Origin of the sequence: Bacillus sp. SIMBA_074 (assembly GCF_046534555.1) — a bacterium.
GTDB classification, from domain to species: domain Bacteria; phylum Bacillota; class Bacilli; order Bacillales; family Bacillaceae_G; genus Bacillus_A; species Bacillus_A mycoides.
This window is the reverse complement of record NZ_JAWRYM010000040.1, coordinates 1-23,150: the sequence shown is the minus strand read 5'-3', so window position 1 is coordinate 23,150 and position 23,150 is coordinate 1. Positions and strand designations below refer to the sequence as shown.

The 23,150-nt window shown below is 34.1% G+C and carries 35 protein-coding genes and 1 pseudogene; 5 read left to right on the top strand and 31 right to left on the bottom strand.

Going from position 1 to position 23,150, the window contains the following annotated elements:
* Window position 1: 1 nt before the first annotated feature.
* The 20 genes and pseudogenes from SB773_RS27170 to SB773_RS27075 form a co-directional block, all read right to left on the bottom strand.
* The gene (locus SB773_RS27170; RefSeq protein WP_410593299.1) at window positions 2-745 is read right to left on the bottom strand and encodes a head maturation protease, ClpP-related; all 744 of its coding nucleotides are present in this window, start codon (window positions 743-745) and stop codon (window positions 2-4) included.
* Window positions 745-1,890, bottom strand: coding sequence for a phage portal protein (locus SB773_RS27165; protein ID WP_410593266.1), 1,146 nt, complete (start codon window positions 1,888-1,890; stop codon window positions 745-747). The genes SB773_RS27170 and SB773_RS27165 overlap by 1 nt, the downstream gene beginning before the upstream one ends.
* Before the next feature lie 9 nt (window positions 1,891-1,899).
* Entirely contained in the window at window positions 1,900-3,567 is a 1,668-nt protein-coding gene (locus tag SB773_RS27160; RefSeq protein WP_410593264.1) for a terminase TerL endonuclease subunit, read from the bottom strand.
* Window positions 3,564-3,875: a P27 family phage terminase small subunit gene (locus SB773_RS27155; RefSeq protein ID WP_088667279.1), complete on the bottom strand. Its 312-nt coding sequence runs from the start codon at window positions 3,873-3,875 to the stop codon at window positions 3,564-3,566. The genes SB773_RS27160 and SB773_RS27155 overlap by 4 nt, the downstream gene beginning before the upstream one ends.
* 123 nt (window positions 3,876-3,998) lie before the next feature.
* Window positions 3,999-4,334: an HNH endonuclease gene (locus SB773_RS27150; protein ID WP_410593261.1), complete on the bottom strand. Its 336-nt coding sequence runs from the start codon at window positions 4,332-4,334 to the stop codon at window positions 3,999-4,001.
* Window positions 4,327-4,500, bottom strand: a complete 174-nt coding sequence (locus SB773_RS27145) for a hypothetical protein (RefSeq protein WP_165690430.1) — start codon at window positions 4,498-4,500, stop codon at window positions 4,327-4,329. Before SB773_RS27145 ends, SB773_RS27150 begins: the two co-directional genes overlap by 8 nt.
* Entirely contained in the window at window positions 4,493-4,747 is a 255-nt protein-coding gene (locus SB773_RS27140; RefSeq protein WP_410593258.1) for a hydrolase, read from the bottom strand. The genes SB773_RS27145 and SB773_RS27140 overlap by 8 nt, the downstream gene beginning before the upstream one ends.
* A 6-nt stretch (window positions 4,748-4,753) precedes the next feature.
* Window positions 4,754-4,972, bottom strand: a complete 219-nt coding sequence (locus SB773_RS27135; protein WP_410593256.1) for a hypothetical protein — start codon at window positions 4,970-4,972, stop codon at window positions 4,754-4,756.
* A gap of 5 nt (window positions 4,973-4,977) precedes the next feature.
* On the bottom strand, window positions 4,978-5,181 hold the full coding sequence (locus tag SB773_RS27130) for a hypothetical protein (RefSeq protein WP_410593254.1): 204 nt from the start codon (window positions 5,179-5,181) through the stop codon (window positions 4,978-4,980).
* A 43-nt stretch (window positions 5,182-5,224) separates the two neighbouring features.
* Window positions 5,225-5,701: a DUF3908 family protein gene (locus tag SB773_RS27125; RefSeq protein WP_410593252.1), complete on the bottom strand. Its 477-nt coding sequence runs from the start codon at window positions 5,699-5,701 to the stop codon at window positions 5,225-5,227.
* A gap of 90 nt (window positions 5,702-5,791) precedes the next feature.
* Window positions 5,792-6,022, bottom strand: a complete 231-nt coding sequence (locus SB773_RS27120; RefSeq protein ID WP_181295482.1) for a YjcQ family protein — start codon at window positions 6,020-6,022, stop codon at window positions 5,792-5,794.
* A 317-nt stretch (window positions 6,023-6,339) separates the two neighbouring features.
* Window positions 6,340-7,077, bottom strand: coding sequence for a hypothetical protein (locus SB773_RS27115; RefSeq protein WP_410593250.1), 738 nt, complete (start codon window positions 7,075-7,077; stop codon window positions 6,340-6,342).
* A gap of 627 nt (window positions 7,078-7,704) precedes the next feature.
* The gene (locus tag SB773_RS27110; protein WP_404506578.1) at window positions 7,705-8,388 is read right to left on the bottom strand and encodes a hypothetical protein; all 684 of its coding nucleotides are present in this window, start codon (window positions 8,386-8,388) and stop codon (window positions 7,705-7,707) included.
* A 283-nt stretch (window positions 8,389-8,671) separates the two neighbouring features.
* Complete coding sequence (locus SB773_RS27105; RefSeq protein WP_410593247.1) at window positions 8,672-9,214, bottom strand: site-specific integrase; 543 nt, start codon at window positions 9,212-9,214, stop codon at window positions 8,672-8,674.
* Complete coding sequence (locus SB773_RS27100) at window positions 9,211-9,684, bottom strand: ArpU family phage packaging/lysis transcriptional regulator (protein WP_410593245.1); 474 nt, start codon at window positions 9,682-9,684, stop codon at window positions 9,211-9,213. The genes SB773_RS27105 and SB773_RS27100 overlap by 4 nt, the downstream gene beginning before the upstream one ends.
* A gap of 219 nt (window positions 9,685-9,903) precedes the next feature.
* Window positions 9,904-10,392 (bottom strand): hypothetical protein, encoded by a 489-nt coding sequence (locus SB773_RS27095; RefSeq protein ID WP_410593243.1) that lies wholly within the window; start codon window positions 10,390-10,392, stop codon window positions 9,904-9,906.
* A complete protein-coding gene (locus SB773_RS27090; RefSeq protein WP_410593242.1) occupies window positions 10,386-10,772 on the bottom strand; it encodes a hypothetical protein in 387 nt (128 codons plus the stop codon). The genes SB773_RS27095 and SB773_RS27090 overlap by 7 nt, the downstream gene beginning before the upstream one ends.
* A gap of 22 nt (window positions 10,773-10,794) precedes the next feature.
* Window positions 10,795-11,790: a hypothetical protein gene (locus SB773_RS27085; protein ID WP_410593240.1), complete on the bottom strand. Its 996-nt coding sequence runs from the start codon at window positions 11,788-11,790 to the stop codon at window positions 10,795-10,797.
* A gap of 183 nt (window positions 11,791-11,973) precedes the next feature.
* Window positions 11,974-12,086 (bottom strand): annotated as a pseudogene (locus SB773_RS27080) (ArpU family transcriptional regulator); the annotation flags it as partial.
* A 7-nt stretch (window positions 12,087-12,093) separates the two neighbouring features.
* Window positions 12,094-12,294, bottom strand: a complete 201-nt coding sequence (locus SB773_RS27075; protein WP_410593301.1) for a hypothetical protein — start codon at window positions 12,292-12,294, stop codon at window positions 12,094-12,096.
* 399 nt (window positions 12,295-12,693) lie between these two features.
* Between SB773_RS27075 and SB773_RS27070 the strand changes: the two genes are divergently transcribed.
* Window positions 12,694-12,858, top strand: a complete 165-nt coding sequence (locus tag SB773_RS27070) for a hypothetical protein (RefSeq protein WP_012261567.1) — start codon at window positions 12,694-12,696, stop codon at window positions 12,856-12,858.
* 86 nt (window positions 12,859-12,944) lie between these two features.
* Here the strand turns inward: SB773_RS27070 and SB773_RS27065 are convergent, their stop codons facing one another.
* From SB773_RS27065 to SB773_RS27015, 11 genes are all read right to left on the bottom strand, one after another.
* Entirely contained in the window at window positions 12,945-13,517 is a 573-nt protein-coding gene (locus tag SB773_RS27065) for a hypothetical protein (protein WP_137077044.1), read from the bottom strand.
* A 552-nt stretch (window positions 13,518-14,069) separates the two neighbouring features.
* Window positions 14,070-14,261 carry a DUF3954 domain-containing protein gene (locus tag SB773_RS27060; RefSeq protein WP_002192662.1) on the bottom strand — a complete coding sequence of 64 codons (192 nt, stop codon included), beginning with the start codon at window positions 14,259-14,261 and terminating at the stop codon, window positions 14,070-14,072.
* A 69-nt stretch (window positions 14,262-14,330) separates the two neighbouring features.
* Complete coding sequence (locus tag SB773_RS27055) at window positions 14,331-14,693, bottom strand: cell division protein SepF (protein WP_410593237.1); 363 nt, start codon at window positions 14,691-14,693, stop codon at window positions 14,331-14,333.
* Entirely contained in the window at window positions 14,668-14,856 is a 189-nt protein-coding gene (locus tag SB773_RS27050) for a hypothetical protein (protein WP_063225956.1), read from the bottom strand. Before SB773_RS27050 ends, SB773_RS27055 begins: the two co-directional genes overlap by 26 nt.
* A 2-nt stretch (window positions 14,857-14,858) precedes the next feature.
* Window positions 14,859-16,181 carry a replicative DNA helicase gene (gene dnaB, locus SB773_RS27045; RefSeq protein WP_002165172.1) on the bottom strand — a complete coding sequence of 441 codons (1,323 nt, stop codon included), beginning with the start codon at window positions 16,179-16,181 and terminating at the stop codon, window positions 14,859-14,861.
* Window positions 16,178-17,134 carry a DnaD domain-containing protein gene (locus tag SB773_RS27040; RefSeq protein ID WP_410593234.1) on the bottom strand — a complete coding sequence of 319 codons (957 nt, stop codon included), beginning with the start codon at window positions 17,132-17,134 and terminating at the stop codon, window positions 16,178-16,180. The genes dnaB and SB773_RS27040 overlap by 4 nt, the downstream gene beginning before the upstream one ends.
* Window positions 17,135-17,412: 278 nt before the next feature.
* Complete coding sequence (locus SB773_RS27035; protein ID WP_410593232.1) at window positions 17,413-17,697, bottom strand: hypothetical protein; 285 nt, start codon at window positions 17,695-17,697, stop codon at window positions 17,413-17,415.
* A 178-nt stretch (window positions 17,698-17,875) separates the two neighbouring features.
* On the bottom strand, window positions 17,876-18,097 hold the full coding sequence (locus SB773_RS27030) for a hypothetical protein (protein WP_016130170.1): 222 nt from the start codon (window positions 18,095-18,097) through the stop codon (window positions 17,876-17,878).
* A 13-nt stretch (window positions 18,098-18,110) separates the two neighbouring features.
* Window positions 18,111-18,698, bottom strand: coding sequence for a sporulation sigma factor-processing peptidase (locus SB773_RS27025; RefSeq protein WP_410593230.1), 588 nt, complete (start codon window positions 18,696-18,698; stop codon window positions 18,111-18,113).
* Between the two features lie 90 nt (window positions 18,699-18,788).
* Complete coding sequence (locus tag SB773_RS27020; RefSeq protein WP_410593228.1) at window positions 18,789-19,037, bottom strand: hypothetical protein; 249 nt, start codon at window positions 19,035-19,037, stop codon at window positions 18,789-18,791.
* Window positions 19,038-19,089: 52 nt separating this feature from the next.
* Window positions 19,090-19,278, bottom strand: a complete 189-nt coding sequence (locus SB773_RS27015; protein ID WP_016105994.1) for a helix-turn-helix transcriptional regulator — start codon at window positions 19,276-19,278, stop codon at window positions 19,090-19,092.
* A gap of 155 nt (window positions 19,279-19,433) precedes the next feature.
* Here SB773_RS27015 and SB773_RS27010 point away from each other — a divergent pair, with 155 nt between their 5' ends.
* The 4 genes from SB773_RS27010 to SB773_RS26995 all read left to right on the top strand — a co-directional run bounded on the left by SB773_RS27010 (window position 19,434) and on the right by SB773_RS26995 (window position 23,112).
* A complete protein-coding gene (locus SB773_RS27010; RefSeq protein ID WP_410593225.1) occupies window positions 19,434-19,868 on the top strand; it encodes a helix-turn-helix domain-containing protein in 435 nt (144 codons plus the stop codon).
* A 12-nt stretch (window positions 19,869-19,880) separates the two neighbouring features.
* Window positions 19,881-20,309 (top strand): ImmA/IrrE family metallo-endopeptidase, encoded by a 429-nt coding sequence (locus SB773_RS27005; RefSeq protein WP_199692826.1) that lies wholly within the window; start codon window positions 19,881-19,883, stop codon window positions 20,307-20,309.
* A 42-nt stretch (window positions 20,310-20,351) separates the two neighbouring features.
* Complete coding sequence (locus SB773_RS27000) at window positions 20,352-21,380, top strand: hypothetical protein (RefSeq protein WP_410593223.1); 1,029 nt, start codon at window positions 20,352-20,354, stop codon at window positions 21,378-21,380.
* Window positions 21,381-21,564: 184 nt separating this feature from the next.
* Window positions 21,565-23,112, top strand: a complete 1,548-nt coding sequence (locus SB773_RS26995) for a recombinase family protein (RefSeq protein ID WP_410593221.1) — start codon at window positions 21,565-21,567, stop codon at window positions 23,110-23,112.
* Window positions 23,113-23,150 lie beyond the last annotated feature (38 nt).

The window sequence follows — 23,150 nt, the reverse complement described above, 5'->3', positions numbered from 1 at the left end:
TTTATTTTCCTCCTAAAGTTAAAAAGAGCGTACTCAGATTCTGTTTTGTTTTAACAGGCTCTTGAATAGGCTCTTTTGGTTTTTGATTATTTGGCTGTTTCGTATACTTAACTACTAAATCTTCTTTAAAATTTTCTACAACTTCCTCTTCTTCCTCTTCTTGCGTATCATCTATTTCAATTTCATCAGCAATTTCATCAGCTAAACCAAGAGCAACTGCTTCCTCTGCTGTTAGCCAAGTTTCATCTTTTAAAAGCTGTTTTAATTCTTCATCTGTTCCAACAAAACGTTTTTTATAAGATGCCGCTAAAGCTGAATCAATCTTTCGTAGATCTCGTGCGGTTTTTTCAAAAAGGTCTGCATTTCCATATTCAAAGGTACTTGCTTGATGAATCATCATCATAGTATTACTAGGCATTATGATTTTATCACCTGCCATTGCAATTACAGATGCGGCACTAGCTGCCCAACCATCAATATGAACTATAATTTCTGCATCATGCTGCTTTAACTGATTACAAATGGCTACACCATCAAATGCGGAACCTCCACCCGAATTAATATGAACGTGAATTTTTTCTGCTTTAACATCTTGAATTTTTCTTCTTACAGCTTCAGCATTATTTTCACTAAACCATCCACCGATTGACCCATAAACAGTTAATTTATACTCATTCTCACCTTTAGCTTCAAAGCGAATATCTCGTTTTAAATTTAAAAGCTTATTCATGTTCACATGTTTCATCATTTCTCACCCCCTTCAGATTCATTTAGTTTCGTATAGTTCTTCGTAATATGATGGATATTTAAGTTTGGATCATCAGACTCTTCATAATCTACTTCTGAACGAATCTCATTTCCTGTAAATGCACTTGAAGAAATGAGTTTATCAATACTTGTTGCAAGGTCAAATATACTCTGATAAGAAACAGCCTTAACTATAATATTTTGTCCTGAAAGATATTCATTCATTTCAAAGAATTTAACATTCGCTTCATCAGATAGCTTTTTTAATAATGGCCTTACTGTGAAAAGCATATAATTTTTCGTCTGCTTCTCTACATCAGCCATTTCCCCATATAATAAAGCTGTCGGAATACCAATGGCCATTGCTACTTGATTTAAAAACCCATTTGTTACTTTATTGATTTCTTCCACACTTGGGCCATTCGCAACACCATTATATATTTCGTTATAATTAATACCCTTTTGTTGCGGGACAATAGCTATGTCTTTTGAACCAATTGACTTATACATGTTGTCTATAAACTCTTGTAACTTCGCTATTTGTTCTTCTGTTTTGGCACTAATCATATCCATATCAACTGTGCCACGAACTTGATTTTTACGCTTCTGTGAGTTTACTATCCTACCAAATAAATCTCCGTAATCCTCAAATAATCCATCAATAAGTGGAGATAATTTATCGTTCCGATACTTTAAGTGAATTACTTCGCTTTGTTTAAAATTTCTCTTAAACGTGTAATCTTTTACTATTACATCGGTAAAAGTATCTTCAAACACAGCATACTCAATATGCTGGAATCCATCGGCAATAAGTAAATCACCATCATCAGCTTGTATGACTAAGCATTCATTATCATAAATAAGTTTACGAATAAATCTTTCCCAAAAAGTGCTGGCCGTCATGTTTTTGTTCGGTCTAACGTTTAAGCGATAATAAAGCTCATTCTTTTCAAATGCTTTACCGTTTCTTACTCTGAATTCAGATTGACTAATCGTTCTTCCTAGAAAAGATACGCATGTATCAAGTGCTAATCGTTTCATATGAACCCTGTTTGCTGTATCAGCAATCAAATCCAGATCGACCATAAATTCTAGCTCTTTATTTCTTTTGAATACTGAACCTAACCATCCAATGGTTACCACCCCCCTTTATTAGAATTTAATATCGCTTAATATGAAATCTGCTGCTTCTCGTATTTCATCTGCTCGATAAAGAGCATGAACAAAACTTTGGAATCCGTCAGTTTTTCTTCGCACCGGTTCTTTCTTTTCATATATTTTGTTTCCGTCACCCTTAATCACAACCAATACATTCTGTGTATACCAGCGCATAAGAGGGTTATCACCAAAAACAATCTGCTCATTTGCAAATGCCATTTCAATTCGTGGCGCTAATAAACTATGAATTGCCTTAGGGTTTCTTATAACTTCTATTTCAAACCCTTCAGCTACTAATAAAGGTCTTATCGCTTCCATTCGGAAGTTATCAGCTATAATTTTCTTAACGCCATATTGTTCACGCATTTTTACAAACCAGTCAACAATGTGTTGAGGATTGATAGTAGGCTCGTCCACAACAGTTAGTAAACCTTGTTCTTCCCATTCTTTTATTGGTGCAAACTTCTGTTTTTTGAACTCGCCTGCTTTTTTTGAATATCCATAATAGATATCAACAAATTCTTTTCGTACAAAGGAATGAGTTTTAAAAATATACTCTCCAGTTTGTCTAAATAAAAGACCACATGCCGCGAAATCTCGAATACTTGCAAAGTCTAACGATCCAATGCATTCTTGTCCGTGTAAATCTGGTAACGGTCGATTTGTAGCAAGAATTTCTGACCACTTTGCAACAGAGCGTTCTAAATTAGTAACAGGTAAGTTCATACGCTTTGTCATGAACTCTTCTCTATTGCTCGGGTCGTCTTCTAAATCTTCATATTCTTCCTTAATTGTTTCAAGTAACCCCTCAGCATACTCACTTAAAGGCTTAGATAACATAGGATTCGCAAGCTCCCAATTATCAAGATCATCTACTTCAGTTTCGTCATTCAATTTACAAATAAAAGGAAAGACAGCATTCGGACGTGCTTCGCCATTTAATACCTTCATTGCCTTTTCTTTTTGCTTATCTAAGAAACCGTCACGAACATATCCATCTGTTCCAATGTAAAATTCACGTGGGTTTTTCTTTTTCCCTAAACCACTGATATGAACACGGACATCTTTATTGCTTTCGTATTGATGTATTTCATCAAATACAACCGCTCCATCACGCAAACCATCTTTTGTATCTCCATTTGAAGTCCTAAACTTCAATACACTCTCAGTAGCCTTTGAAACTGTTTGAGTTAACGTTGTTTTAAAGGCTCTTTTCAAGACCTCATTCTTCTTCACACATTTATGAACTTCGTCAGGGCTTGTTTTTGCTTGTTCTTCACTATTCGCTACAACTGAAATGTTATACTCTGGAATGCCATGTAATTCACTAATTAAAAAGTGAATAATAACAGAAATCAGACCGTTTTTACCGCCGCCACGTCCTAACATCCATAGGAATTTACGATAAAATACACGTCCATTTTTCTTATAAAATAAAAAGACGAATGCTATTAAGAATTTTTGAAATGGCTGCAACGGAAAATACCACTTCTCACCGAAGTTGATACAATCCTCAATCATTTCATCATCAAAATACAAATCGTCTCTGTTTAAAACATGTTTTTCTAGATATTCAATTAACAGTTCTCTTTCTTTATTAAACTTTACCTTCCCACTTCGATAAAGTTCAATATATTCTTCCACATACTTTTGCTTAATCATGTAAGATCACTTTTGCTATAACCTGTATTAGGGATAGTATTCTTAACAACAAACTTTATATCTCTCCCTAACGCAATTAAAGAACTGTTAATTTTATTCCTCTCACTTATAAGAGGGTGGGCTTTAACGAAAACTTGAGTTCCATTTTTAATTGTTACGGATTCCCCTTCTTTAGTTATCGTTTTATTAATTTTTCGAAATGCTTTAACTAGATCAATATAGCGTTCTACCTTTTCAACTTCAACTAAATCTGTCGTATCAATACTATTCATAAGCTGTTCCTTTAACTTTACAATACTAACAGCCATCTACCCACCCCCCTTACGTGCGTATTTTCGAAAAAAACCTGACAGTTAACCCCCTCCTCCGGTGCCCCTTAGAGCAATTTTTGATGGAATATTTTAAGGGGGGGTACTGTTTTCGAATCATTTTTACCACTTTTCATCGTTTTCCCATTTGTTGATTTTCTTTTTGAATGTTCTACCGTGTTCTTTATTGTGGCAATCCACACAGACTGTTTCTAAATTATCTATTTCTAATGCAAGTTCTGGATGATGTTCTAGTTCTTTTTTATGATGGACAACGAGTTGTATCTTCTTACGCCTCGCACTCTCACTGTACTCATTGGTATCTGTTTGAACACGACCGTTTCGTTTGCATTCCTGACATTCATAGTTGTCTCGCTTCTTTACTTGCTCTCGTATACTCTTCCACTCACCACTGTCATAGAACTTACGCTTCTGTTGTTTGGTTTTGTATTCATTCACTATCCTTTACCTCAATCACACCTGTATCAATACGCTTCTCTCGGTGTTGAATATCAAGGCACTTCTCACAGTAGAAAGTAGCTGATACATCTACACCATAACGATTAGCATCAGAATAAAAAGAAGTAGTCTCACTATCTAACACTTGATACTTATGCTCACACATCTATATCACTCCTTACACTTAAATCCTTTCTCCATCTATCTCTTTCCAGTAATTCTTTTATTGATGTTTGTTTCAGGTATTTCATGGAATAAAACATAGGTTTCTCTCCATACAGCTTGTAATACTTAACATCTATTCCGGCTTTTTTGTGTGCTTTTTCAAGAGGCTTAAGGTATTTGATATATGCTTTCTTATCAATAGGCATAAGACCAAGTGCAGCAATCTTACCATCTATAACACTATCCAATTATTCTCACTCCTTACTCTCCAGGAATTCATCAATTGTTTTATCTAGCAAACTAATCATCGCTTCTCTTCTTTGCTTTGGTGTTGTGTTATCTTCAATTGCATTAAAGACTGGAATCGCACTTTCTAATTTTTGTTTATCGATACGTTCGTTTACAAGGTCCTGTCCAAGTAATGGAATTAATGTACCAATTACAACCGCTTGTTCTTGTTTAGTTAGTTTCATTTAGCTCACTCCTTCTCACTGTCTACATACTCACGTGCTTCAGAATCCCAAACCTCACAATAGTCGAAACGTTCTTTTTCTTCTTCATACCATTTAATCGCTTCTTGTTTAGAATCAGTACTTTTCAGAATGTCAGCAAACCCACCGTTAGGATAATATTGATCAAATCCGAAACACCAATATCTATGGTTTAAATCAATCTCATCCATCATCCATCCTCCTCCAAAATAAAAAGCACTCCATAAGGAATGCTTACATTTTCTCACTTAATTGAGCGTGTATTTCTAGTATCAAATCATAAAATTTACTTCTCCAAGCATCATTTGTATCATGATGATTCGAAAGTCTAATTGGCTCTTCATTTAGTATGTGTATTACCAATTCCACACTTCCATTTCTTGTATTTGTAAGTAACTCTAACTTTCTTAAACTATTTGTTGATATAGTACGAATATGTATATTGTACATTTTATCGATATTACATATTGTGATTGAATGGTTTGAGAAAAAGAATAATTCAATATCCTTTCTTTCTACCCACAAGTTTCGAGGATAAAATAAATATCCTTCTCCTAATTTTTCTATAATATTATTTTCATCCAAAGAACTAATTAATGCGTCAACTCTATGGTGATATAGGGAAGAACCTTTTTCTCTTTGAAATTCTTTTTGTAATTCTGAATGTGTAATAATTTTAATCCTCTCCTTTACAATCAGATTATTATACATAATCCGCTATTTCTTTATAAAATTCGACAAAGGAGAGAAAATCCCTCTTTTTTACATAATAAAAAGCACTCCATAAGGAATGCTTTCAAATTAAATAGATTTTTGCATTAAATAATTCTTACCTTCGATAGTCACCTTTGCATTTGAGAAATCAACTTGATAATACTGACAATTGATACCAACAGCCCAATTATTATCTTCTATCCATTCACATAGGTCTCTAAATGTTTGCTCATCGGTTTCTAAGTTATCAGCAGTTATATTCTTTTCACCAGCATTTATCGCTTGTAATATATGATAAACTATTTCTTTAACATCCATGATATCACCTCCTATTATCATTATCAGATAGGAAATGACAATTTTCTATCTTAACAATTCGACACCAATCGACATTACAAAAGAGCGACCATGTATCAGTTGCCCTTCCGTCAATTTCTTATGTCATTACTATAATTCATTTTTGCAATAGGTTCGATACATTGTAGAAGTGAGCCTACGTAATTCATTATTATAACCATATTCAATAACAACAGATACAGTCTTTCTAATTTAAGTGATCATTTTCTCTACACCACCTATATAATTTTTTCATAATAAAAAGCACTCCCCCTAAGGAATGCTTTAAAGAATCACATTCAATCATTAATCAAATTTAGTAAATCGTATATTTCATCTCCAACCTTATTTGATAGAAAACATACTGGATTACTAACATTCTGTACCGTAGGACCAGTGCTTAAAATTTGCAAACTATTAATCCGCATTATAGAGGTTTCAAACATTTTAAAATCTTCACTGTTTAAAATATCGTCAATGTCAGGAACCTCTGTATCATTACACTCACACAGTGGCAAATCAAAGTAAACACATGCAGAATTTACATGCTCTTCTTGTGGATATGAATCAAAATACAAGTAAACTTTTTTTAGGTTTTCAAGATCCCAATCATTCATATTTTTCAGTCCATTTACAAGAAGCCAATCATTATAGCTAAATTCTCGTTCCCCTTCCATCACTTGACCAGCTATAATCCCTAATAACTTTGAGGAAGTATCAGATGCTGTTTTTGTTGCCTCTTCTAAGATGTCTAAAACTAAAAGCCTATTTACGTTTTTCATCAATAACTCATCTAATTTCTTTAAACCATCGGATGTAAGTTCTTCTCGTGAGAGCACCTTCATCCCTAATCCTTGCAGGAATTCTTTACACTTTTTCTCTCTTCTAAAATTCCTCCATTTACTACCAAGCTTAAGATATGGACTATATTCAGAAAGTGTATCAACTATTTCATGCCCATTTTTCAACAGATCTTTAGCAGCTTCCAATACATCTTCTGGTGTGTTTATTAACTTAATTTTATCCTTAATACTCATCTTATTCACCCCTATATTAGAAATTAGTTCCAATATAATTTTATACCATTTCTAAATAGGAATAAATCACAAAAGAGCAACCGTGCACCAGTTGTCCTTTCGTCAATTTCTTTTGTCACTACTATATAAATACGGTAAATGAAGTTTTATTCTTCTTCCAATTACCTAAAGTTTCCGTAATAATTTGTTTACAAACTATTAAGTAACTGGAAGAAGAGCAAAGCCCTTCTTCGTTTACACAACGTGAATTGCAATTGAATGTGAAATCAAGAAACAACTGTTCATCCAATCTGCAACCATCGCCACCGGTTATGACGATCCATTTTCAGTTATCAGGAATTTTATGAGTAATGTTTTCCGCCACTACTCATAATACAAATATATCACGTTAATTCCAAAACAAACGGCACATTTCCTGCCAAAAAGCGGTCACGAATCTGCCAATTCTACATGAACCTTTTGTCACCCTTCTATCTTATTTCTAACTCTCATCCCTTTTACTCCCAAGCTATTTGTGCTAATGGTGAATCGACTATTTCAATTTCTTTTTGTTTATCTCGCTTTTCCAAATACATCACTTCACTTTAACTATTAAAAAATAAAAAATGAGCCATTTTTAAGGGCCCATTAATACGTAATGTCTTGACTAATTAATGCAGTTAGTTTTTTTATCTTTTCATTATATTCTTTGACTTCACTACTCTTTAAATTATTTAAAAAGTTATAGCATTCTGTACAATCTTCCATAAACTTAAGTAAACTTTCTTTACTAATTGCATCACTCTGCTCATGATATTTATCAATATCAGTTGGTTTGGGATGGATAAAAGAATTTCGCAAAGTAATTATTGGTTTAATTGTCGCCCACTCTTTTTGCTGCAAAAAAGTTTCTCCACATAAAATTTGTAAAAACCAATCAAGTTTCTCTTCAACTTTCAATCTAGTTAAAATTTTATTTATTTTAGCGGGACTCATTCCAAACTGGAGCTCTAACTCTTCGTGCAGCATGCCATTTACAGCACTTTCAAATATTGATACTGCTTTAAATAATAACATTTCTTTGTTCTCAGAGAAGTCTTCTTCATCAAAACGATCTAACAATCTTAAAAACTTTTGCTTACCAAAATGAAACCCATGAGAGATTAACATCATATTTTTCTGATCCAATATTTCTTCCTTTTCTAATTTTTCCATAATAATTGTTAATGCAGCATCCTTATTTTCAATAAACAAATCATCAACGTTATAATGAATTAAAAGCCAAGGTAACATCTTCTTTAACAGCCTTAGCTGCATTTCTATTTCTTTCATTAATTTATCCTCCTAATAAACAATATAATTAGTACTAAATATAATGTTACAACAAGCCCTCTCTGTTCTCTTAAAGTCTTTTAAATATATATAATCCTATTATAACAACATTTTCATTTTCTGAATATATCAATATCGCCACTTATCCATATCTTATATTTTGTGTAACTGGCCCTTTCGCTAGAGCCCTTGATATTCATAGCTTCATAAGCCTTTTCCTTTTGAATTACACAACACGTAAAAAATGGGTAACTATAAAAATCAAAAAATAAAAAGGATGTCGCTATATTTTAAATTTAATCATAGCTTTATCCATCGCATCTTGGTTGACTCCTATGTATCTTAACGTAACCCTTTCAGATGAATGATTAAATATCTCCATAAGTAAGGCTATATTCTTTGTTTGCATATACATGTGATATCCAAATGTCTTACGTAATGTATGTGTACCTATCTCATCTAACCCAAACTCTGATGCCGTACTTCTAAGTATCTTATATGCCATGCTTCGTCCAATTGGTCTATTAGTGCCTTCGCGACTTTTAATTACATACTCACTGTCATCTCGTTCTTCAATGTACCACCGTAATTCTCTTTTTAACGCTGGAGTTAACTGAATACGTTTTTGTTTCCCTGTCTTTTTTTCTCTCATTGAAATATGGCTACCTTTCAAATCACCTATCTTCAATTTGAGAATGTCGCTAATACGTAAACCTGTGTTAATTCCTATTACAAACAATATAAAATTACGTTCGCTGTTTTCTTTCAGATATTCTTTAATCTGTTGTATTTGCTCTGAATCACGAATAGGTTGAACAAAGTTCATAGGTCATCCCCTCCATTCTGTTCTTCTATCTCATATACTTCTAATCTAAGAGCAAAAGCTAGTTTATAAAAAGCATTGGATTTATTTCGTCTATATGTACGTTCACTCATACCAATCTCGTTATAAACCATGTAATCAAAAACTTCTTCATCTTCCAAATATCGTTTTACAACAATGTCCCTTTGGCTTTTGCTAAAACGACTTAATGCCTTATCAATTTGAAAAGATAAACGTTGTAATTTCACTTCTCTTTCACTCATAGCAACATTTGCTAAAGCGATATCTTCAGCTGGCTTTCCTACTATATTTGTTGGACCATGATATCTTACTTCGCTAGATGCTGTAACCTTCATCTCATTTCTAATCATCCCGAATTGTCTATAAATACGGACATTTTCAAGAATCTCTTCTAAACAAACCTGTGTTGCTTTGCGATCAATTTTAGGTAAGAAAGTTAATTGCGCCGCCATATATAAAAACACCCCTTATCTATTTTGTTAATAAAAACAAAAAAGCGGACACCAAACTATAGAGCAATATCACTAATGCTCTTTATAGCTTGGTGTCCGCTGGTTCTTCCAGTAGGACTAAATGTGTAATTGGTATTATTATACCATTTTCTTATCTGTTTTTTTATCAAAACTCATAAATAAACAGGCTTCCTCTTTTAATAAGGAAGCCCGTTTCTATTAAAACAATTGCGAAATTTGATCATGCCACTGATCATAAATTCCCTTTGTTTTATCCGATATTCCATTTACACTTGTCATAACCATATTAATTCCGTCTAAAATTCCTCTTAAAGACAATTTATTTATTTTTGGTTTTTTAGTCGCATCCCTAACTTGGTTAACAGCATCTATTATCTCTTCGGGATTTGCATTTTCTATTGTTTCTTCCCTTTTCAAAGATTCTATTAAATCATTTGTTAACGTTTCTATTTTTTCTTTTTCAGTACCTGAAACATTATTTATAACACCTTGGAAATCTTTCGAACCACCTGCAAATTGGTTTCCTTTCACAGTACCACCAGATATAGTTGTTGAATTATCATTATAACTATCAGTCATAACCATTCTTCCTCCTTTTGTAAAAAGATTTATCTGAAAATGTCTATTAGTATCACCCATTGTGTGTTGCATTTTGTCCAATATAGCAAGTTCTTCAGCACTTAACACATAACCATCAATGGGCGTCGCGTCTTTTTTTCATCATCTATTTCCTTCCTAACCTGTTCTAAATAAGATGGAGTAAATGAAAAAACGATATGAATTAAATTTTCATCCGGGATAAATTCTTCCCCACATATTCTACATTCAATCCAGCTTTTCGGAATTTTTTCTAATGTAGAATATGCAGCAGCTGAATCAAACCTTTCTGGACACAATACTTCATAAGACCTTTTTAAAACATATGGTTCTCTAGTACATAAATACCGATAAACCTCATTAACATCACTATTTCCTGAAAGGTATGCTACTTGTTGGGCATTGAAGCGGTAGCGATTATTGATTGCGAGTATCTTTAGTGCATCATCAATTTTTGCTACATTAAACATCAACCTCGCCCTCCTTTATAAATTATATAGCTTGGGTCTCACTAAGGACGGCATCTTGTCCAACAACTTCTTCTTTAATGCCACCCTCATTATATCTTACATCAATAAACACATTCATCACATAGTCGATTACAGCTTCACTAACTTTACTTAAAAATTGAAAGCCAGTATGTAAATTAATTTTAAACTTCACTTCAGTCTCATACTCTCCAAAAGTCGTTTCTTCTTTTGCACTAATTATTAAAGACTGAGATAATAACATCTTATTTTTAAATTGCTGTATATATTCTTCTTGCTCTCGCAAATTCTTCACGTCAGGACTAGCTGTAACTATATGTCTATCATAAATCCCTTCGTCTTTATGATCCGCTTCAACAAGACCTGCCGATAAGCGTTTCGCAATCTCTTCAGCTTCTGCATTCGTTACTTTTGTGATTGGTATCCATTCAAACTCTCTACCTACTTCTTTAAGTTCTTCCCTAAAGTAATTTTCAAAGCAAGCTAAAAACCTATTATGCTTATTATATGCACATCGTAACTCGATAATAGTAGGGCCCATAAATCGAACGATTGCAAACTCAAAATTTACAGATACAACCTCCATAATATCGTATCCATTTCGAATTCTACGTGGTTTATCTTTTGCCACAAACTGAATAAGAATTGAGTCACCTCTGTCCTCGACATAATTAATCTGTGGTTCGTCTGATAATGGAGGTTTGAACTCCCGATTGAATATTGAACTTGAACCGATTTCTTTTTGTAAAATCCTAACCATTTTCTCTTTTGTTAAAAAACCTGCCGGAAGCGTAACTTCTTGAAAAATATTGACAGCCGTTTTTCCTGCACAACTATAATTGTTATACAGCATTTCAACTAACTCCGAATCTGATTCATTAATAGCATTATACATATTTTCAAAGCTACGGCGATCTGCCTCTAATTCCATTTTATCCACATAGAAACTAATTAACGCTTTTGGAACTACCTTTTCAAAATCTAAAATATCATGTCTCACAGGCATCCTCCCCCTTATAGTAGTCTGTTCCCTCATTCCCCTACACTCTAAAAACAAACTACGTTCAATTAATTTGCTTTCTCTATTTTAACTAAAACAAATCACAAATCATATACTTCAGATGAAAATATTTCATATTTTCTTTAATATCATACTGAACATATATGAAAAAAACCGCTAAAATTAGCGGTTTCCTTCCACCTCAATCCCAAACTTATAAGCTAGCTCATAAAAAGCCTTATTCCTCTTCCTATAATAATCAGGTTCGTCATATTCAATTCTCTACAAAATGAAATTTTTATATCATTCTTCGTCATCATCTAATCGAATTAATCGCAACCGCTTTGTACTGTTACCGCACACCTTTTCATAGCTTGGAGCCAACATGCACCGAAGCCAATCTAATGATTTATTTTCCTTTTCACTAACCTCTAAAATTGTCCCCTCTGTTATAAACTGATCACCTTGATACAATGCATATACTCGCTTGTCCCATGGAATCATCCTTATTCCCCTTTCCTACCCAAATAGCGTTTTGGTTCAAAATGATGCCCTATCCGTTTGGACACATTTACCAGTATTTTTACCAAAAAATTCATGATATCGTTAATTAGTCGAGTACGTCATTACTTGACGATTACCCTTAGGAACCCCGCAGACAATCGGGGTTTCTTTTATTTAAATAACGATTTTGTTACGCTTTTGTAACCCCTATGGTTAAATACGTGTGTTAGAATTTATAAGAATTTGCAAATTTCCCTTTGCAAACCCATATATCTTCTGCCCTTGTGACCCCAGAATACAAGGGCAGTTTTTAATAAAAAATAAGGATTTTGTTAAAAACTTACATACAAATGTTTTTCGTTATATAATTAAGTTATCAATATATTAGGAGTGTTAATTATGTCAGAAACAATAATGATTTTGTTATACATTTGTTTCGGATTGAGTGCAGTTTTTAGCTTAATAAAGGAATTGAAAAAGCCACAGAAAAACCAGTTCTTGATTTTAGTTGATTCTCTAATTTTGCTAGGAGCTTTATTCCTAGTAGGTAGTATCTTCATCTAAATCACATAACAAGAACTCCATTAGGGAGCAAAGCAGCCTAGCGAAAGCTAACTGCTTTTTTATTAAATTAACTATTTTGTTAAAAATCAGTTTTCTATCTTCACCTTGTTTTCTATAAAATATAACGGGTTTAAATCAAGAGCAGTGTAGTAAGTCCCGCCTATTTTTACTGTGTTTTTCTGAAGATTATAATCCTCTATAAGCAGCAAGGCCTTATCGTTATCTGCTGGCGTTGCAATGTCACCTTCTTTAAATTCATCTATAGCACGTCCATGCTTTTTAAATACTCTACGGCGCTTTTCTTGTGCGACTTCTTCTGGATCTGCTTTTCTCAATCCATCATCCCAATATGACGCTAATCCCTCACGCATATTGTCTGTAGCTACATACCGTCCATCTTTTTTAGTAACCTTTCCGATCAATACATCTTCTTCATGACATACCCAGTCCCCAACTTCTAACGGCTCTACATAATCTACAAATTCTCTACTGAAGAAGAACGAAATATCAATGATTACATTTTGCCATGGTAGTTCAGGTTCTTTCATACTAAATTCAATTAAATTTAATTCCATGTTGTATCTATAAAGCGACTTACCATCATCAATTACATTTGTTTTCAATCTTTCAATTGCTTCAAAACCTGTATATTTTTTCATCTCTCATTCCCCTTTTCGAATAATCTTTTTTATATTACACATACTAGCTCTAAGCCGGTTTCTCCCTGGCTGCACTCTTTCAAAACGGAAAGCGCTCCTCCGTGTCGTGCAAGAACGTAGCAGGTAACTTAGTCAATTACCTGCCGTTTTTGCGTATAATCGTAAAAATTTTTGGCCATACTGTTTAGAGAAAACATCTCAAGCTATTTGATGAGACCTCCAGCACATGATATTTGTACGGCCGTTCCGATAAAGGAGCGGTCTTATTTATCTCCGCATTACTTTTCAACAAAATAACGCTTTTATATAAAATTCGTACACATTTTTGACACATCGAACATCACAATTACTTGAAAATTCGTGATAATATTAATTTGTCGAATACGCCAAATTTCGACACAGTACGACAATAGCCTCTCCCCTCCGAAATCCTTGCCCCCGCAGGGATTTCTCCTTTTATTCATTAATTGTTCACTGAGTCTTCATCCTGAACAAAATTCAAGGTTTGTTATTACCCCAATTTCCAACTTGTTTAAAAAAATAAAAGCTAGGCTAAATCAACTCCGATTCTCGTTTTTCAATACGAATTACTTTTTTATTCTTGTATATCAAGGACTGCTCACCATGACCACTTATCGGCGGCTCTATTTGACGAACTTGTCCATCTTTCACGATATAAACCATATTTTCAGCTAAAGAAATTTCCGCTCTCATTTCTGCAATATCTTCTTTAATAATCGCCACATTCACCACTCCCATGATATAATTACTTTGTCGAAAGTAGTCGGGAGTATTCTCGGCTTTTTTATTTGCTTATAAATACTGCACAACATTCTCCGGAACAAACGATTGTTCCAAGGATAGATGAAGCCGTATTGGAATGGGCTCTTTGCTATCCCTTGCTCGCTTACATATCTCTTCAGCTTCTTCCCAATCAAACTGTTTATCCTCCACTCGCTTATAACGCCAGATCCCAATTGTATAATCCTCAAATAATTCGTAACGATCATCTGGCGCTGTCGTTGGTTTTAATTCGTCAATCGCCTTTGCTTGGCGTGGTATTTGTACAACAACGTCAGCAAAACGTAGTTTAGAATTTAACCGATGAACATGAGCCTTCTTAGGATCAAATGATACAACTGGTTCCACGTCAAAAATTGTTAATTGCTTTGGCATTGTTTTTCCCCTCCAATACCTGCAAGCTTGCTATTAAAATTCCTTCAAGCTGCGTTAACGTTAGTTGATCTAATGTTTGTCCGTTAATTTCAGTTAATCCTAATCCCAATAATTTACGAATAATTGCTAGTTTTCTGCGCTCTACTTCCTGCCGTAACAACATGATTAGGCCTCCTGTGGATGATTGAACTTTCTCTCTAAATTTACAAACTTACTAAACTCTTTAATGAATGCTAGTTCAACCACACCAACCGGGCCATTTCTCTGTTTAGCTAAAATAATTTCCGTTATGTTTTTATTTTCTGTTTCACGGTCGTAATAATCTTCGCGATATAAGAATGCGATCAAGTCTGCATCTTGCTCAATTTGACCATTTTCACGTAGATCTGAGAGTAACGGTCTTTTATCTTGTCTGCTTTCAACAGCTCGGCTTAATTGCGATAATGCGACTACACATACATTTAACTCACGTGCCATAAGCTTCAGCTTCCGACTAATCTCCCCAATCTCCTGCATGCGGTTTCCTCTATGCTTCGGATCACCTACAATAAGCTGCAAATAATCAATTGCGACTAGCACCTTTTTATCAGGATACTTACGCTTTAATTTCCTAGTCTTTGCGTAAATCTCTTGCATCGTTACATTTGCTTTATCGTAAATTTCTAATGGTAAATCATTTATCAAGCCCATAGCCTGACTAATCTTTTCCCAATCCTTTAAATTACATAGCTTTTTAGGGTTCTTTAATTTCGTAGCATCTATATTTCCAGTACTTGAGATCATACGCTTAAGTAACTGTTCTTCGCCCATCTCTAGAGAAAAGACCCCTGTTGCTGTATGAGCGCTTGCTGCATGGAAAGCAACGTTTAATACAAATGCTGTTTTCCCCATTGAAGGACGGGCACCGATAATAATTAAATCACCTTCTTGCAATCCTGCGGTCATTCTGTTTAAGTCGTCATAACCAGTTGGTATACCGGTTAAATCACCTACATCAATTTGCATGTTCTTATACAGATCAACTAGGGTTTCCTTTAAATTAAATTCATCTGAATAACCCGTTTCCTCAATGGCGCTTAACTCGTCAATCGATGTACTAATAACGCTCATATCTCTTTCATGCTGAAGACGATTATATAAGTTACCAGCAACCTCCTGAGCATGTCGCATCTTCCACGCCTCAATTACTAAACCTTCATGATAAGAAAAGTTTTTTGTTGTGGTAACAACTTCTGTCAGGTTTACAAAGAATCCAATTCCGCCAATTTGATTCATAAAGCTTTCATCAAATTTCCCCATGAGAGCGACAAGGTCTATTGGAACCTCAGCATCTTCTAACTCTCTCATCGCTTTAAAAATCACTTGATGTGTTGGTAAAGAAAATTGTTTTGCCTTTAGCTGACAATCTTTAATTAAATCGCCTTCTTGGATAATGCTACCTAAAACACTTTGTTCAGCTTCTGCGTTACGAATCATATCGTTACTCATTGAACCATCCACCCACTTTTTTGATTAAGCGCTGCAAGTTCTTCATCCGTTGGAATGTTTTGTTCCCATGATTCTTGCTGTTGTATTACGCTTTTAGTAGATTCCGATAAGCCTTTTTGTTGATAAGGTACTTGTGTTGATTGTTGCGGTTTTGCTAATCGTTGAGCACGGAATGCTTTATCAGCGGCTTCAACATCTGCTACTTTTTTCAATCCCTTAAGGTGCCAATCTCGTAAAATTGTATTTACGTAATTCATGTTTCTCGTATTCTTCTCTAAGGCAATTTCCATAGCTTTCACAACGAGCTCTGCATTTAAATCATCTATCCAAGCGTGAATACCATCTGCAATAAAAGGTGTAATCAGTCCGAAGTTTTGTTCGTAAAAAGAAATCGGATTAACCTCAACAACTTCTTCCGCGCTTGCGCGTTTTTCTTGTTGTTGTTCTTTTTCTTTTTCTTTTTCTTCTTCTTTTTCTTCTTCCTTGCTAGGGTCTTGGAAGCCCCTTATAAGCCCCTCCAAACGGACTGATAAATACTCCTTAATACGAGGAATTTTAAAATCTTGATCTTTTTCTAATTGCAAACATGTTTCATAGAAATCAACCAGAAAATCTTGATCTTTTACAGATTGAATTTCTTTTAAAACACACTTTTCAATGTTTACATTTTTAACTGGATTGAATTTCAACCAGTTGATTAAGAACAACTCTTTTGTTTTTTGGTTGTAATTAATTTTTCCATACTCAACAAAACGTTCTAATAGCTTCATAACAGTTTCGCGGTTGTACCCTGTATCCGTTTCAATGATACGAAGTGGAAGCTCATAGATTCCTGATTGAGACGTCTTACTGTTTGTCATCAAATATAAGTAGAAATACTTTTCCTCCGGTGTAAGATCTAAAACAAATGAATCCTGCCAAAATGAAACATGTACTGGTCTATAAACTGCCATATTATTCATCCTCCCGTTTACATATCGCGAATCCGTCCTCTACACGTAATAAGCGATAATTCTCGTATCCTGTTTTGAGATATTGTTTTACTAAATAATTTAGGTGTTGCTTTGATGTTGCTTGTTGAAACACTTTAGGATTCAGCAACACTCTATGTAATGATTTGTCTAAAAGCATGCAACACACTCCGTTGTTATACGAATGCTAATTTGATATAATTAATTCAAATATTTTTTCCAAAGCCATTTATCTATCACTCTGCCAAGTGGTAGATTTTTTATTTTCTACGTGTTACTAAAGAGGCATTAATTCCTCTTGCTCTTAAATCTTTAATCACTACACGATAACTCATTGATGCCTCATGTTCTTCTTTTGTATCACGAAGCATTTTAAATTCTTTCATACATCTTTCCAGTTCTTCTTCCCAATGATTTGATTCTTCGGCTGATTTTGCATAAAACATGTTATGAATACATGCAACCATACAGTTATGAAGTTTATTCGCAAATGAAAAGTCTCCTGGGAGAACTAGATCATGAAGACGATCGTATTTATATGTCATGAATTACATCTCCTTTCTATTTGAATTGATGCTGTACGCATCGTTACAACCAGAAAGGAGCATTGTAGGGGATGGAGGAACAATCCCTTTCTGGTTGTAACGACAAGCACAGTGGCTTGTCCAAATAATGAATAAAATGTTATAATTGCTTTGTAGACTTTATTGCTAGCTACTGTTCTCAGGCGGTAGCTTTTTCTTTTGCCCATTTATGTTTTAAAATGAATGATGCTTCGATAATTTTGATTCGAATCCCCACTAACTTCTTCTCTTGCTTTAACTCAACTGACTTTGAATCCTCACCAAGTATTTGCGCTATTTTAATTTCACCAGTTAGTTTTGCATCATAGCGAATTAGTTCCTTATATTCTCTTAAACTTGGTTTCTTATAATCTACTGTCATTTTTCTTCCTCCTTTACAGCACCTTTGTTAAAGTCATTAAGCCATCCACCGATTGAATAATAACGTTCTCCGCCATAGCCTTTCGCAACCAACTTCCTTGTATTTGTTCCATAATGCCAAAATGTACTTGCTCAAGAGCTTGTACTACACATTGAGTAGCTTGGATTGTATCGAAGATTTCTTTTGCATGAACTGCGTATTCATGTTTCTTTTTTTCATCAAGCTTCCATGACCTTGTTGCAACTTGCAAGTTCATGATTTCCTTAGCTGCTATAATCCCCTCTTCAGCCTGTTTAATGTAGTTCATCAATTGTAGATTTACATCTTGAGTTAATCGTGGATCTGTAGGAGGTAACCCAACACCATAAATATGTTTAATTGCTTGTTGATTTAACTTTGCTCCTGTTGCATGACACCAATCCATTGCAAGCTCAAATTCTGGTTTAGAAAGTCCAGATTCAATACGGGTTAATCTTTCATGTGTAATCCCAAGGTACTTAGATAATCCTTTCTTGGTTTTCAGATGAACATTGTCACAACATTCTCTAGCATTCTGTAATAATTCCCCTATTGCTGAATTGCAGTATATGCTTGTTCCCATATCTGTTCGCCTCCATATTTAGTTTTCAAATGGTTATAATGAATTTAGTACATATGTAACTTGTCTATTTTTCATGTAAAAAGAGAGGAACTAATCCTCAATGTTTTCTTTCACTTGCATTTCTTTGATGATGGCCCAACCAGCCTTGTAATATGCTTGAAGGATTTTCTCAATATCCTTTTGTGATTTTGGCTCAGGAGCCACAACATGGACTTTCGTTTTTCCAAATTCATAAGTCGCTGCATACTCTTCTTGTTGGCTCATGGTGTCACCTCTTGAAGTGCTTTTTATATGTTTATGCGACTGATCTGTTGGTACTGCCATGTTAGTTACTGTCATTTTCACACCCACTTCCCATTCATAATGTATAAGATTCTTGTACTTATATACATCAAATTAAATCTTTTACATCACACCCAAGAATGGCAGCCAATCTTATAGCTTTTTCAAGATTTGGATTACTATAACCATTTTCCCAATTGCTTATTGTGGATTTTGTAACTTGCATTCTACCTGCAAGTTCTTGTTGCGTTAACTTACTTTTTTTTCTAGCTCTAATTAACTTGATATTTTTGTTCACTGTCTCGCTCCTTGTATAAGTAATTTGTACTTTAATTATAAGTATAAGATTCTTGTACGTCAACAACTTTGTACAATTATCTTGTACAAAGTTTAATGTTTCATTTGTATAAGGTACAATATATTTGTACTTTTTATTAACGGGAGGTGCTAAAAATGTTGAAACAAAGGTTAAAAGAAACACGTAAAATACGTAAACTTACTCAACAAGAATTAGCCAATAAAGTAAATACCACTAAAGGAACTATTAGTAACTATGAGAACGGACATAGCACTCCCTCAAACGAAATGCTAAAAGATTTAGCAAACGTTTTAGGAGTAACAACAGATTATTTATTAGGAAGAGAAGATGAATCAAGAGTACCCAATACACTTCCTGACTTAACAAAAAAAGATAGTCGTGATATTGCACGTGACTTAGAAAAAACATTAAAGGATTTAGAAAACAGTGATGAAGCGTTAATGTTTGATGGAGAACCAATAGACGACCATACAAAAGAAATGATTCGTATTTCTCTGGAGAACTCAATGCGCATGGCAAAACAATTAGCAAAACAAAAATTCACTCCAAACAAGTATAAAAAAGATTGAACGGAGGGAGAAATGAACATTAAAGAATACGCAATCAAAATCGCAGAAAAACATGAAACAACAAATCCATTTAAAATTGCTAGACGAAAAAATATTATAGTGTTGTTTGAAGACCTTGGGAATACTCTTGGTTTTTACAACACATACAAACGCTTTAAATTCATTCATATTAATAATCAAATCGATGAAACCACTCAACGTTTTGTGTGTGCTCATGAACTTGGACATGCCCTATTACACCCAAAAGCAAATACTCCATTTTTAAGAAATAAAACTCTGTATTCTGTAGATCGGTTAGAGATTGAAGCAAATACATTCGCAGTCGAGCTCTTATTACCTGATGAAATGATTTCTGAATATCAAGATACTAATCTATCAATTCAAGAAGTAGCTGAAATCTATGGGATTCCAGAAAATTTTGCTCGTTTAAAAACCTATTAATATGAATTTAAAATACAACTTTATAAGTTAGGAGTTACATAGATGAAAATATTTTTCTCATTTCTATTTGCAATAGCAATTATAGCCACGTTCATTTTACTAATTACATCATTGGTGCTTCGTTTAAAAAAGAAACCAACCACTAAGAAATATTTTAAGCTTACAGGTATAGCTTTTGTTTTATCTATCATTTCATTAATTGTAGTTAACATGAACATGACACCACAAGAAAAACAAGAAATTCTCGCTAAACAAAAAGCTGAAGAAAAGCTAAAGGCCGAAGAAAAACAAAAAGATAAAGAACAAAAAGAAGCTGATGAAAAACTAAAAGCCGAAGAGAAACAAAAGGCTAAAGAGCAAAAAGCCGAAGAGAAACAAAAAGATAAAGAACAAAAAGAAGCTGATGAAAAGCTAAAAGCCGAAGAGAAACAAAAGGCTAAAGAGCAAAAAGAAGCTGATGAAAAGCTAAAAGCCGAAGAGAAACAAAAGGCTAAAGAGCAAAAAGAAGCTGATGAAAAGCTAAAAGCCGAAGAGAAACAAAAGGCTAAAGAACAAAAAGAAGCTGAGGATAAACAAAAGGCTGAAGAAAAGAAATTAGCTGAGGAACAAAAAAAAGCTGAAGAAAAACAAAAAGAATTTGCCTCCTATGCCCAAAACATCAGAGGCGGAAATTTTATTAAGGATATGAAACTTAATAATAAAGAAGCTGAAATTACATTCCATGATTCATTTGCATCTTATAAATCAGCAAAACCAGATAGCAACGTCACAGAAGAACTTTATAAACAATATTTCTCAACTGGAGACGCTATTGAGAAAATGTTTGTAAGTGAACCAGCTAGATTACTAAGACAGTTTCCAGATTTAAATACGGTAAAAATGACTCTTCCATTCGATGGGAAAACATATAGCACTAGCTTGGATAGAAATTCTTTGAATTCATATCTTGGATTTAAGATTGAAGATTTAAAAGTCGAAGACAAGTCTTGGGTCAAAAAGTTTAACGATCCATACGTGTATGATAAGACAAAACGTAAGGCATTCTTTAAGAAATTTGTTACAGTTCAATAATATTTGCCTTAGAGAATCTATCCTTATCCAATATCACTAATATACTCAAAGATAAAAGGCTGATATCCTCACGCCTTTTATTTCTACACAAAAACGAACATACGTTTTATTTTGAACTTAAAAAATATATATTTATTCGTATTATTTTTTATATAATAAATAATACAAAGGAGGTTCTCCCACTATGAAAACCGCAATCTACCTAAGAAAATCCCGTGCGGATCTCGAAGCCGAAGCAAGTGGTGAAGGTGAAACTTTAGCAAAGCACCGCTCTACCCTGTTGAAAATTGCCAAGGAAATGAACTTAAATATTTTAGCTGTCCGTGAGGAAATTGTTTCTGGTGAGAGCTTAGTGAAACGCCCTGAAATGTTGGCGCTACTTGAAGAAATTGAAGATAACAAATATGATGCTGTTCTTTGCATGGATATGGACCGTTTAGGTCGTGGTGGTATGAAAGAGCAAGGAATCATTCTAGAGACGTTTAAACGCTCGAATACGAAGATTATGACACCTAGGAAGACTTATGACCTTAATGATGAGTGGGACGAAGAATACAGCGAATTTGAAGCATTTATGGCACGTAAGGAGTTAAAGATTATTACACGCCGTATGCAACGAGGTCGTATTGCTAGTGTAGAGGCTGGGAATTACCTTGGTACACATGCGCCCTTTGGATATGATATCCATCGTTTAAATAAGCGAGAGCGTACTTTAACGATTAATTCAGAAGAAGCTTCTGTTGTAAGAATGATATTTGATTGGTATGCAAATGAGGATATGGGCGCTAACGCAATCAGAAGCAAGTTAAATGATCTTGGCTACAAAAGTAAGTTAGGAAACGAATGGAACCCCTACAGTATCTTAGATATATTAAAAAACAATGTATACATCGGAAAAGTAACGTGGCAAAAACGAAAAGAAGTGAAACGTCCTGACGCTGTAAAGCGTAGTTGTGCAAGGCAAGATAAATCAGATTGGATTATTGCTGATGGAAAACATGAACCAATTATCCCAGAAAGTCTGTTTGAACAAGTGCAAGATAAATTAAATTCAAGGTATCACGTTCCTTACAATACAAACGGAATTAAAAATCCACTGGCTGGTATTATTAAATGCAGTAAATGTGGTTACAGCATGGTCCAACGTTATCCGAAAAATCGAAAAGAAGCTATGGATTGTAAACACCGTGGCTGCGAAAACAAATCAAGCTATACTGAATTAATCGAGAGACGATTACTCGAGGCTTTAAAAGAATGGTATGTCAATTATAAAGCTGATTTTGAAAAACATAAGCAAGATGACAAATTGAAAGAAACACAAGTTATTCAAATGAATGAAGTTGCACTACGTAAGCTTGAAAAAGAATTATTGGATGTCCAAAAACAAAAAAATAATTTACACGATTTATTAGAGCGTGGCGTTTACACTGTCGATATGTTTTTAGAACGCTCGAATGTAATTTCCGATCGTATTAATGAAATTACTTCAACGATGGAAAACTTAAAGAAAGAAATTAAAACAGAAATAAAAAAGGAAAAAGTAAAGAAAGATACAATACCTCAAGTGGAGCATGTTCTTGATCTGTACTCCAAAACAGATGATCCAAAAAAGAAAAACAGCCTCCTAAAGTCAGTTTTAGAAAAGGCTGTTTATAAGAAAGAAAAATGGCAAAGGCTCGATGATTTTGAACTTGTGCTTTACCCTAAGCTCCCTCAAGATGGCGACATATAAGCGTTCGCGCTTTGTCGTCACCTTGTTGGTGTAATTAG

Excerpts from the sequence above, each read along its gene's own strand:
- SB773_RS27170 (WP_410593299.1), bottom strand. The coding sequence starts at position 745 with ATGAAACATGTGAACATGAATAAGCTTTTAAATTTAAAACGAGATATT.
- SB773_RS27160 (WP_410593264.1), bottom strand. The coding sequence starts at position 3,567 with ATGATTAAGCAAAAGTATGTGGAAGAATATATTGAACTTTATCGAAGT.
- SB773_RS27155 (WP_088667279.1), bottom strand. The coding sequence starts at position 3,875 with ATGGCTGTTAGTATTGTAAAGTTAAAGGAACAGCTTATGAATAGTATT.
- SB773_RS27145 (WP_165690430.1), bottom strand. The coding sequence starts at position 4,500 with ATGTGTGAGCATAAGTATCAAGTGTTAGATAGTGAGACTACTTCTTTT.
- SB773_RS27135 (WP_410593256.1), bottom strand. The coding sequence starts at position 4,972 with ATGAAACTAACTAAACAAGAACAAGCGGTTGTAATTGGTACATTAATT.
- SB773_RS27130 (WP_410593254.1), bottom strand. The coding sequence starts at position 5,181 with ATGGATGAGATTGATTTAAACCATAGATATTGGTGTTTCGGATTTGAT.
- SB773_RS27125 (WP_410593252.1), bottom strand. The coding sequence starts at position 5,701 with ATGTATAATAATCTGATTGTAAAGGAGAGGATTAAAATTATTACACAT.
- SB773_RS27120 (WP_181295482.1), bottom strand. The coding sequence starts at position 6,022 with ATGGATGTTAAAGAAATAGTTTATCATATATTACAAGCGATAAATGCT.
- SB773_RS27115 (WP_410593250.1), bottom strand. The coding sequence starts at position 7,077 with ATGAGTATTAAGGATAAAATTAAGTTAATAAACACACCAGAAGATGTA.
- SB773_RS27110 (WP_404506578.1), bottom strand. The coding sequence starts at position 8,388 with ATGAAAGAAATAGAAATGCAGCTAAGGCTGTTAAAGAAGATGTTACCT.
- SB773_RS27105 (WP_410593247.1), bottom strand. The coding sequence starts at position 9,214 with ATGAACTTTGTTCAACCTATTCGTGATTCAGAGCAAATACAACAGATT.
- SB773_RS27100 (WP_410593245.1), bottom strand. The coding sequence starts at position 9,684 with ATGGCGGCGCAATTAACTTTCTTACCTAAAATTGATCGCAAAGCAACA.
- SB773_RS27090 (WP_410593242.1), bottom strand. The coding sequence starts at position 10,772 with ATGTTTAATGTAGCAAAAATTGATGATGCACTAAAGATACTCGCAATC.
- SB773_RS27075 (WP_410593301.1), bottom strand. The coding sequence starts at position 12,294 with ATGATTCCATGGGACAAGCGAGTATATGCATTGTATCAAGGTGATCAG.
- SB773_RS27070 (WP_012261567.1), top strand. The coding sequence starts at position 12,694 with ATGTCAGAAACAATAATGATTTTGTTATACATTTGTTTCGGATTGAGT.
- SB773_RS27065 (WP_137077044.1), bottom strand. The coding sequence starts at position 13,517 with ATGAAAAAATATACAGGTTTTGAAGCAATTGAAAGATTGAAAACAAAT.
- SB773_RS27055 (WP_410593237.1), bottom strand. The coding sequence starts at position 14,693 with ATGCCAAAGCAATTAACAATTTTTGACGTGGAACCAGTTGTATCATTT.
- SB773_RS27050 (WP_063225956.1), bottom strand. The coding sequence starts at position 14,856 with ATGTTGTTACGGCAGGAAGTAGAGCGCAGAAAACTAGCAATTATTCGT.
- dnaB (WP_002165172.1), bottom strand. The coding sequence starts at position 16,181 with ATGAGTAACGATATGATTCGTAACGCAGAAGCTGAACAAAGTGTTTTA.
- SB773_RS27040 (WP_410593234.1), bottom strand. The coding sequence starts at position 17,134 with ATGGCAGTTTATAGACCAGTACATGTTTCATTTTGGCAGGATTCATTT.
- SB773_RS27035 (WP_410593232.1), bottom strand. The coding sequence starts at position 17,697 with ATGACATATAAATACGATCGTCTTCATGATCTAGTTCTCCCAGGAGAC.
- SB773_RS27030 (WP_016130170.1), bottom strand. The coding sequence starts at position 18,097 with ATGACAGTAGATTATAAGAAACCAAGTTTAAGAGAATATAAGGAACTA.
- SB773_RS27025 (WP_410593230.1), bottom strand. The coding sequence starts at position 18,698 with ATGGGAACAAGCATATACTGCAATTCAGCAATAGGGGAATTATTACAG.
- SB773_RS27020 (WP_410593228.1), bottom strand. The coding sequence starts at position 19,037 with ATGACAGTAACTAACATGGCAGTACCAACAGATCAGTCGCATAAACAT.
- SB773_RS27010 (WP_410593225.1), top strand. The coding sequence starts at position 19,434 with ATGTTGAAACAAAGGTTAAAAGAAACACGTAAAATACGTAAACTTACT.
- SB773_RS27005 (WP_199692826.1), top strand. The coding sequence starts at position 19,881 with ATGAACATTAAAGAATACGCAATCAAAATCGCAGAAAAACATGAAACA.
- SB773_RS27000 (WP_410593223.1), top strand. The coding sequence starts at position 20,352 with ATGAAAATATTTTTCTCATTTCTATTTGCAATAGCAATTATAGCCACG.
- SB773_RS26995 (WP_410593221.1), top strand. The coding sequence starts at position 21,565 with ATGAAAACCGCAATCTACCTAAGAAAATCCCGTGCGGATCTCGAAGCC.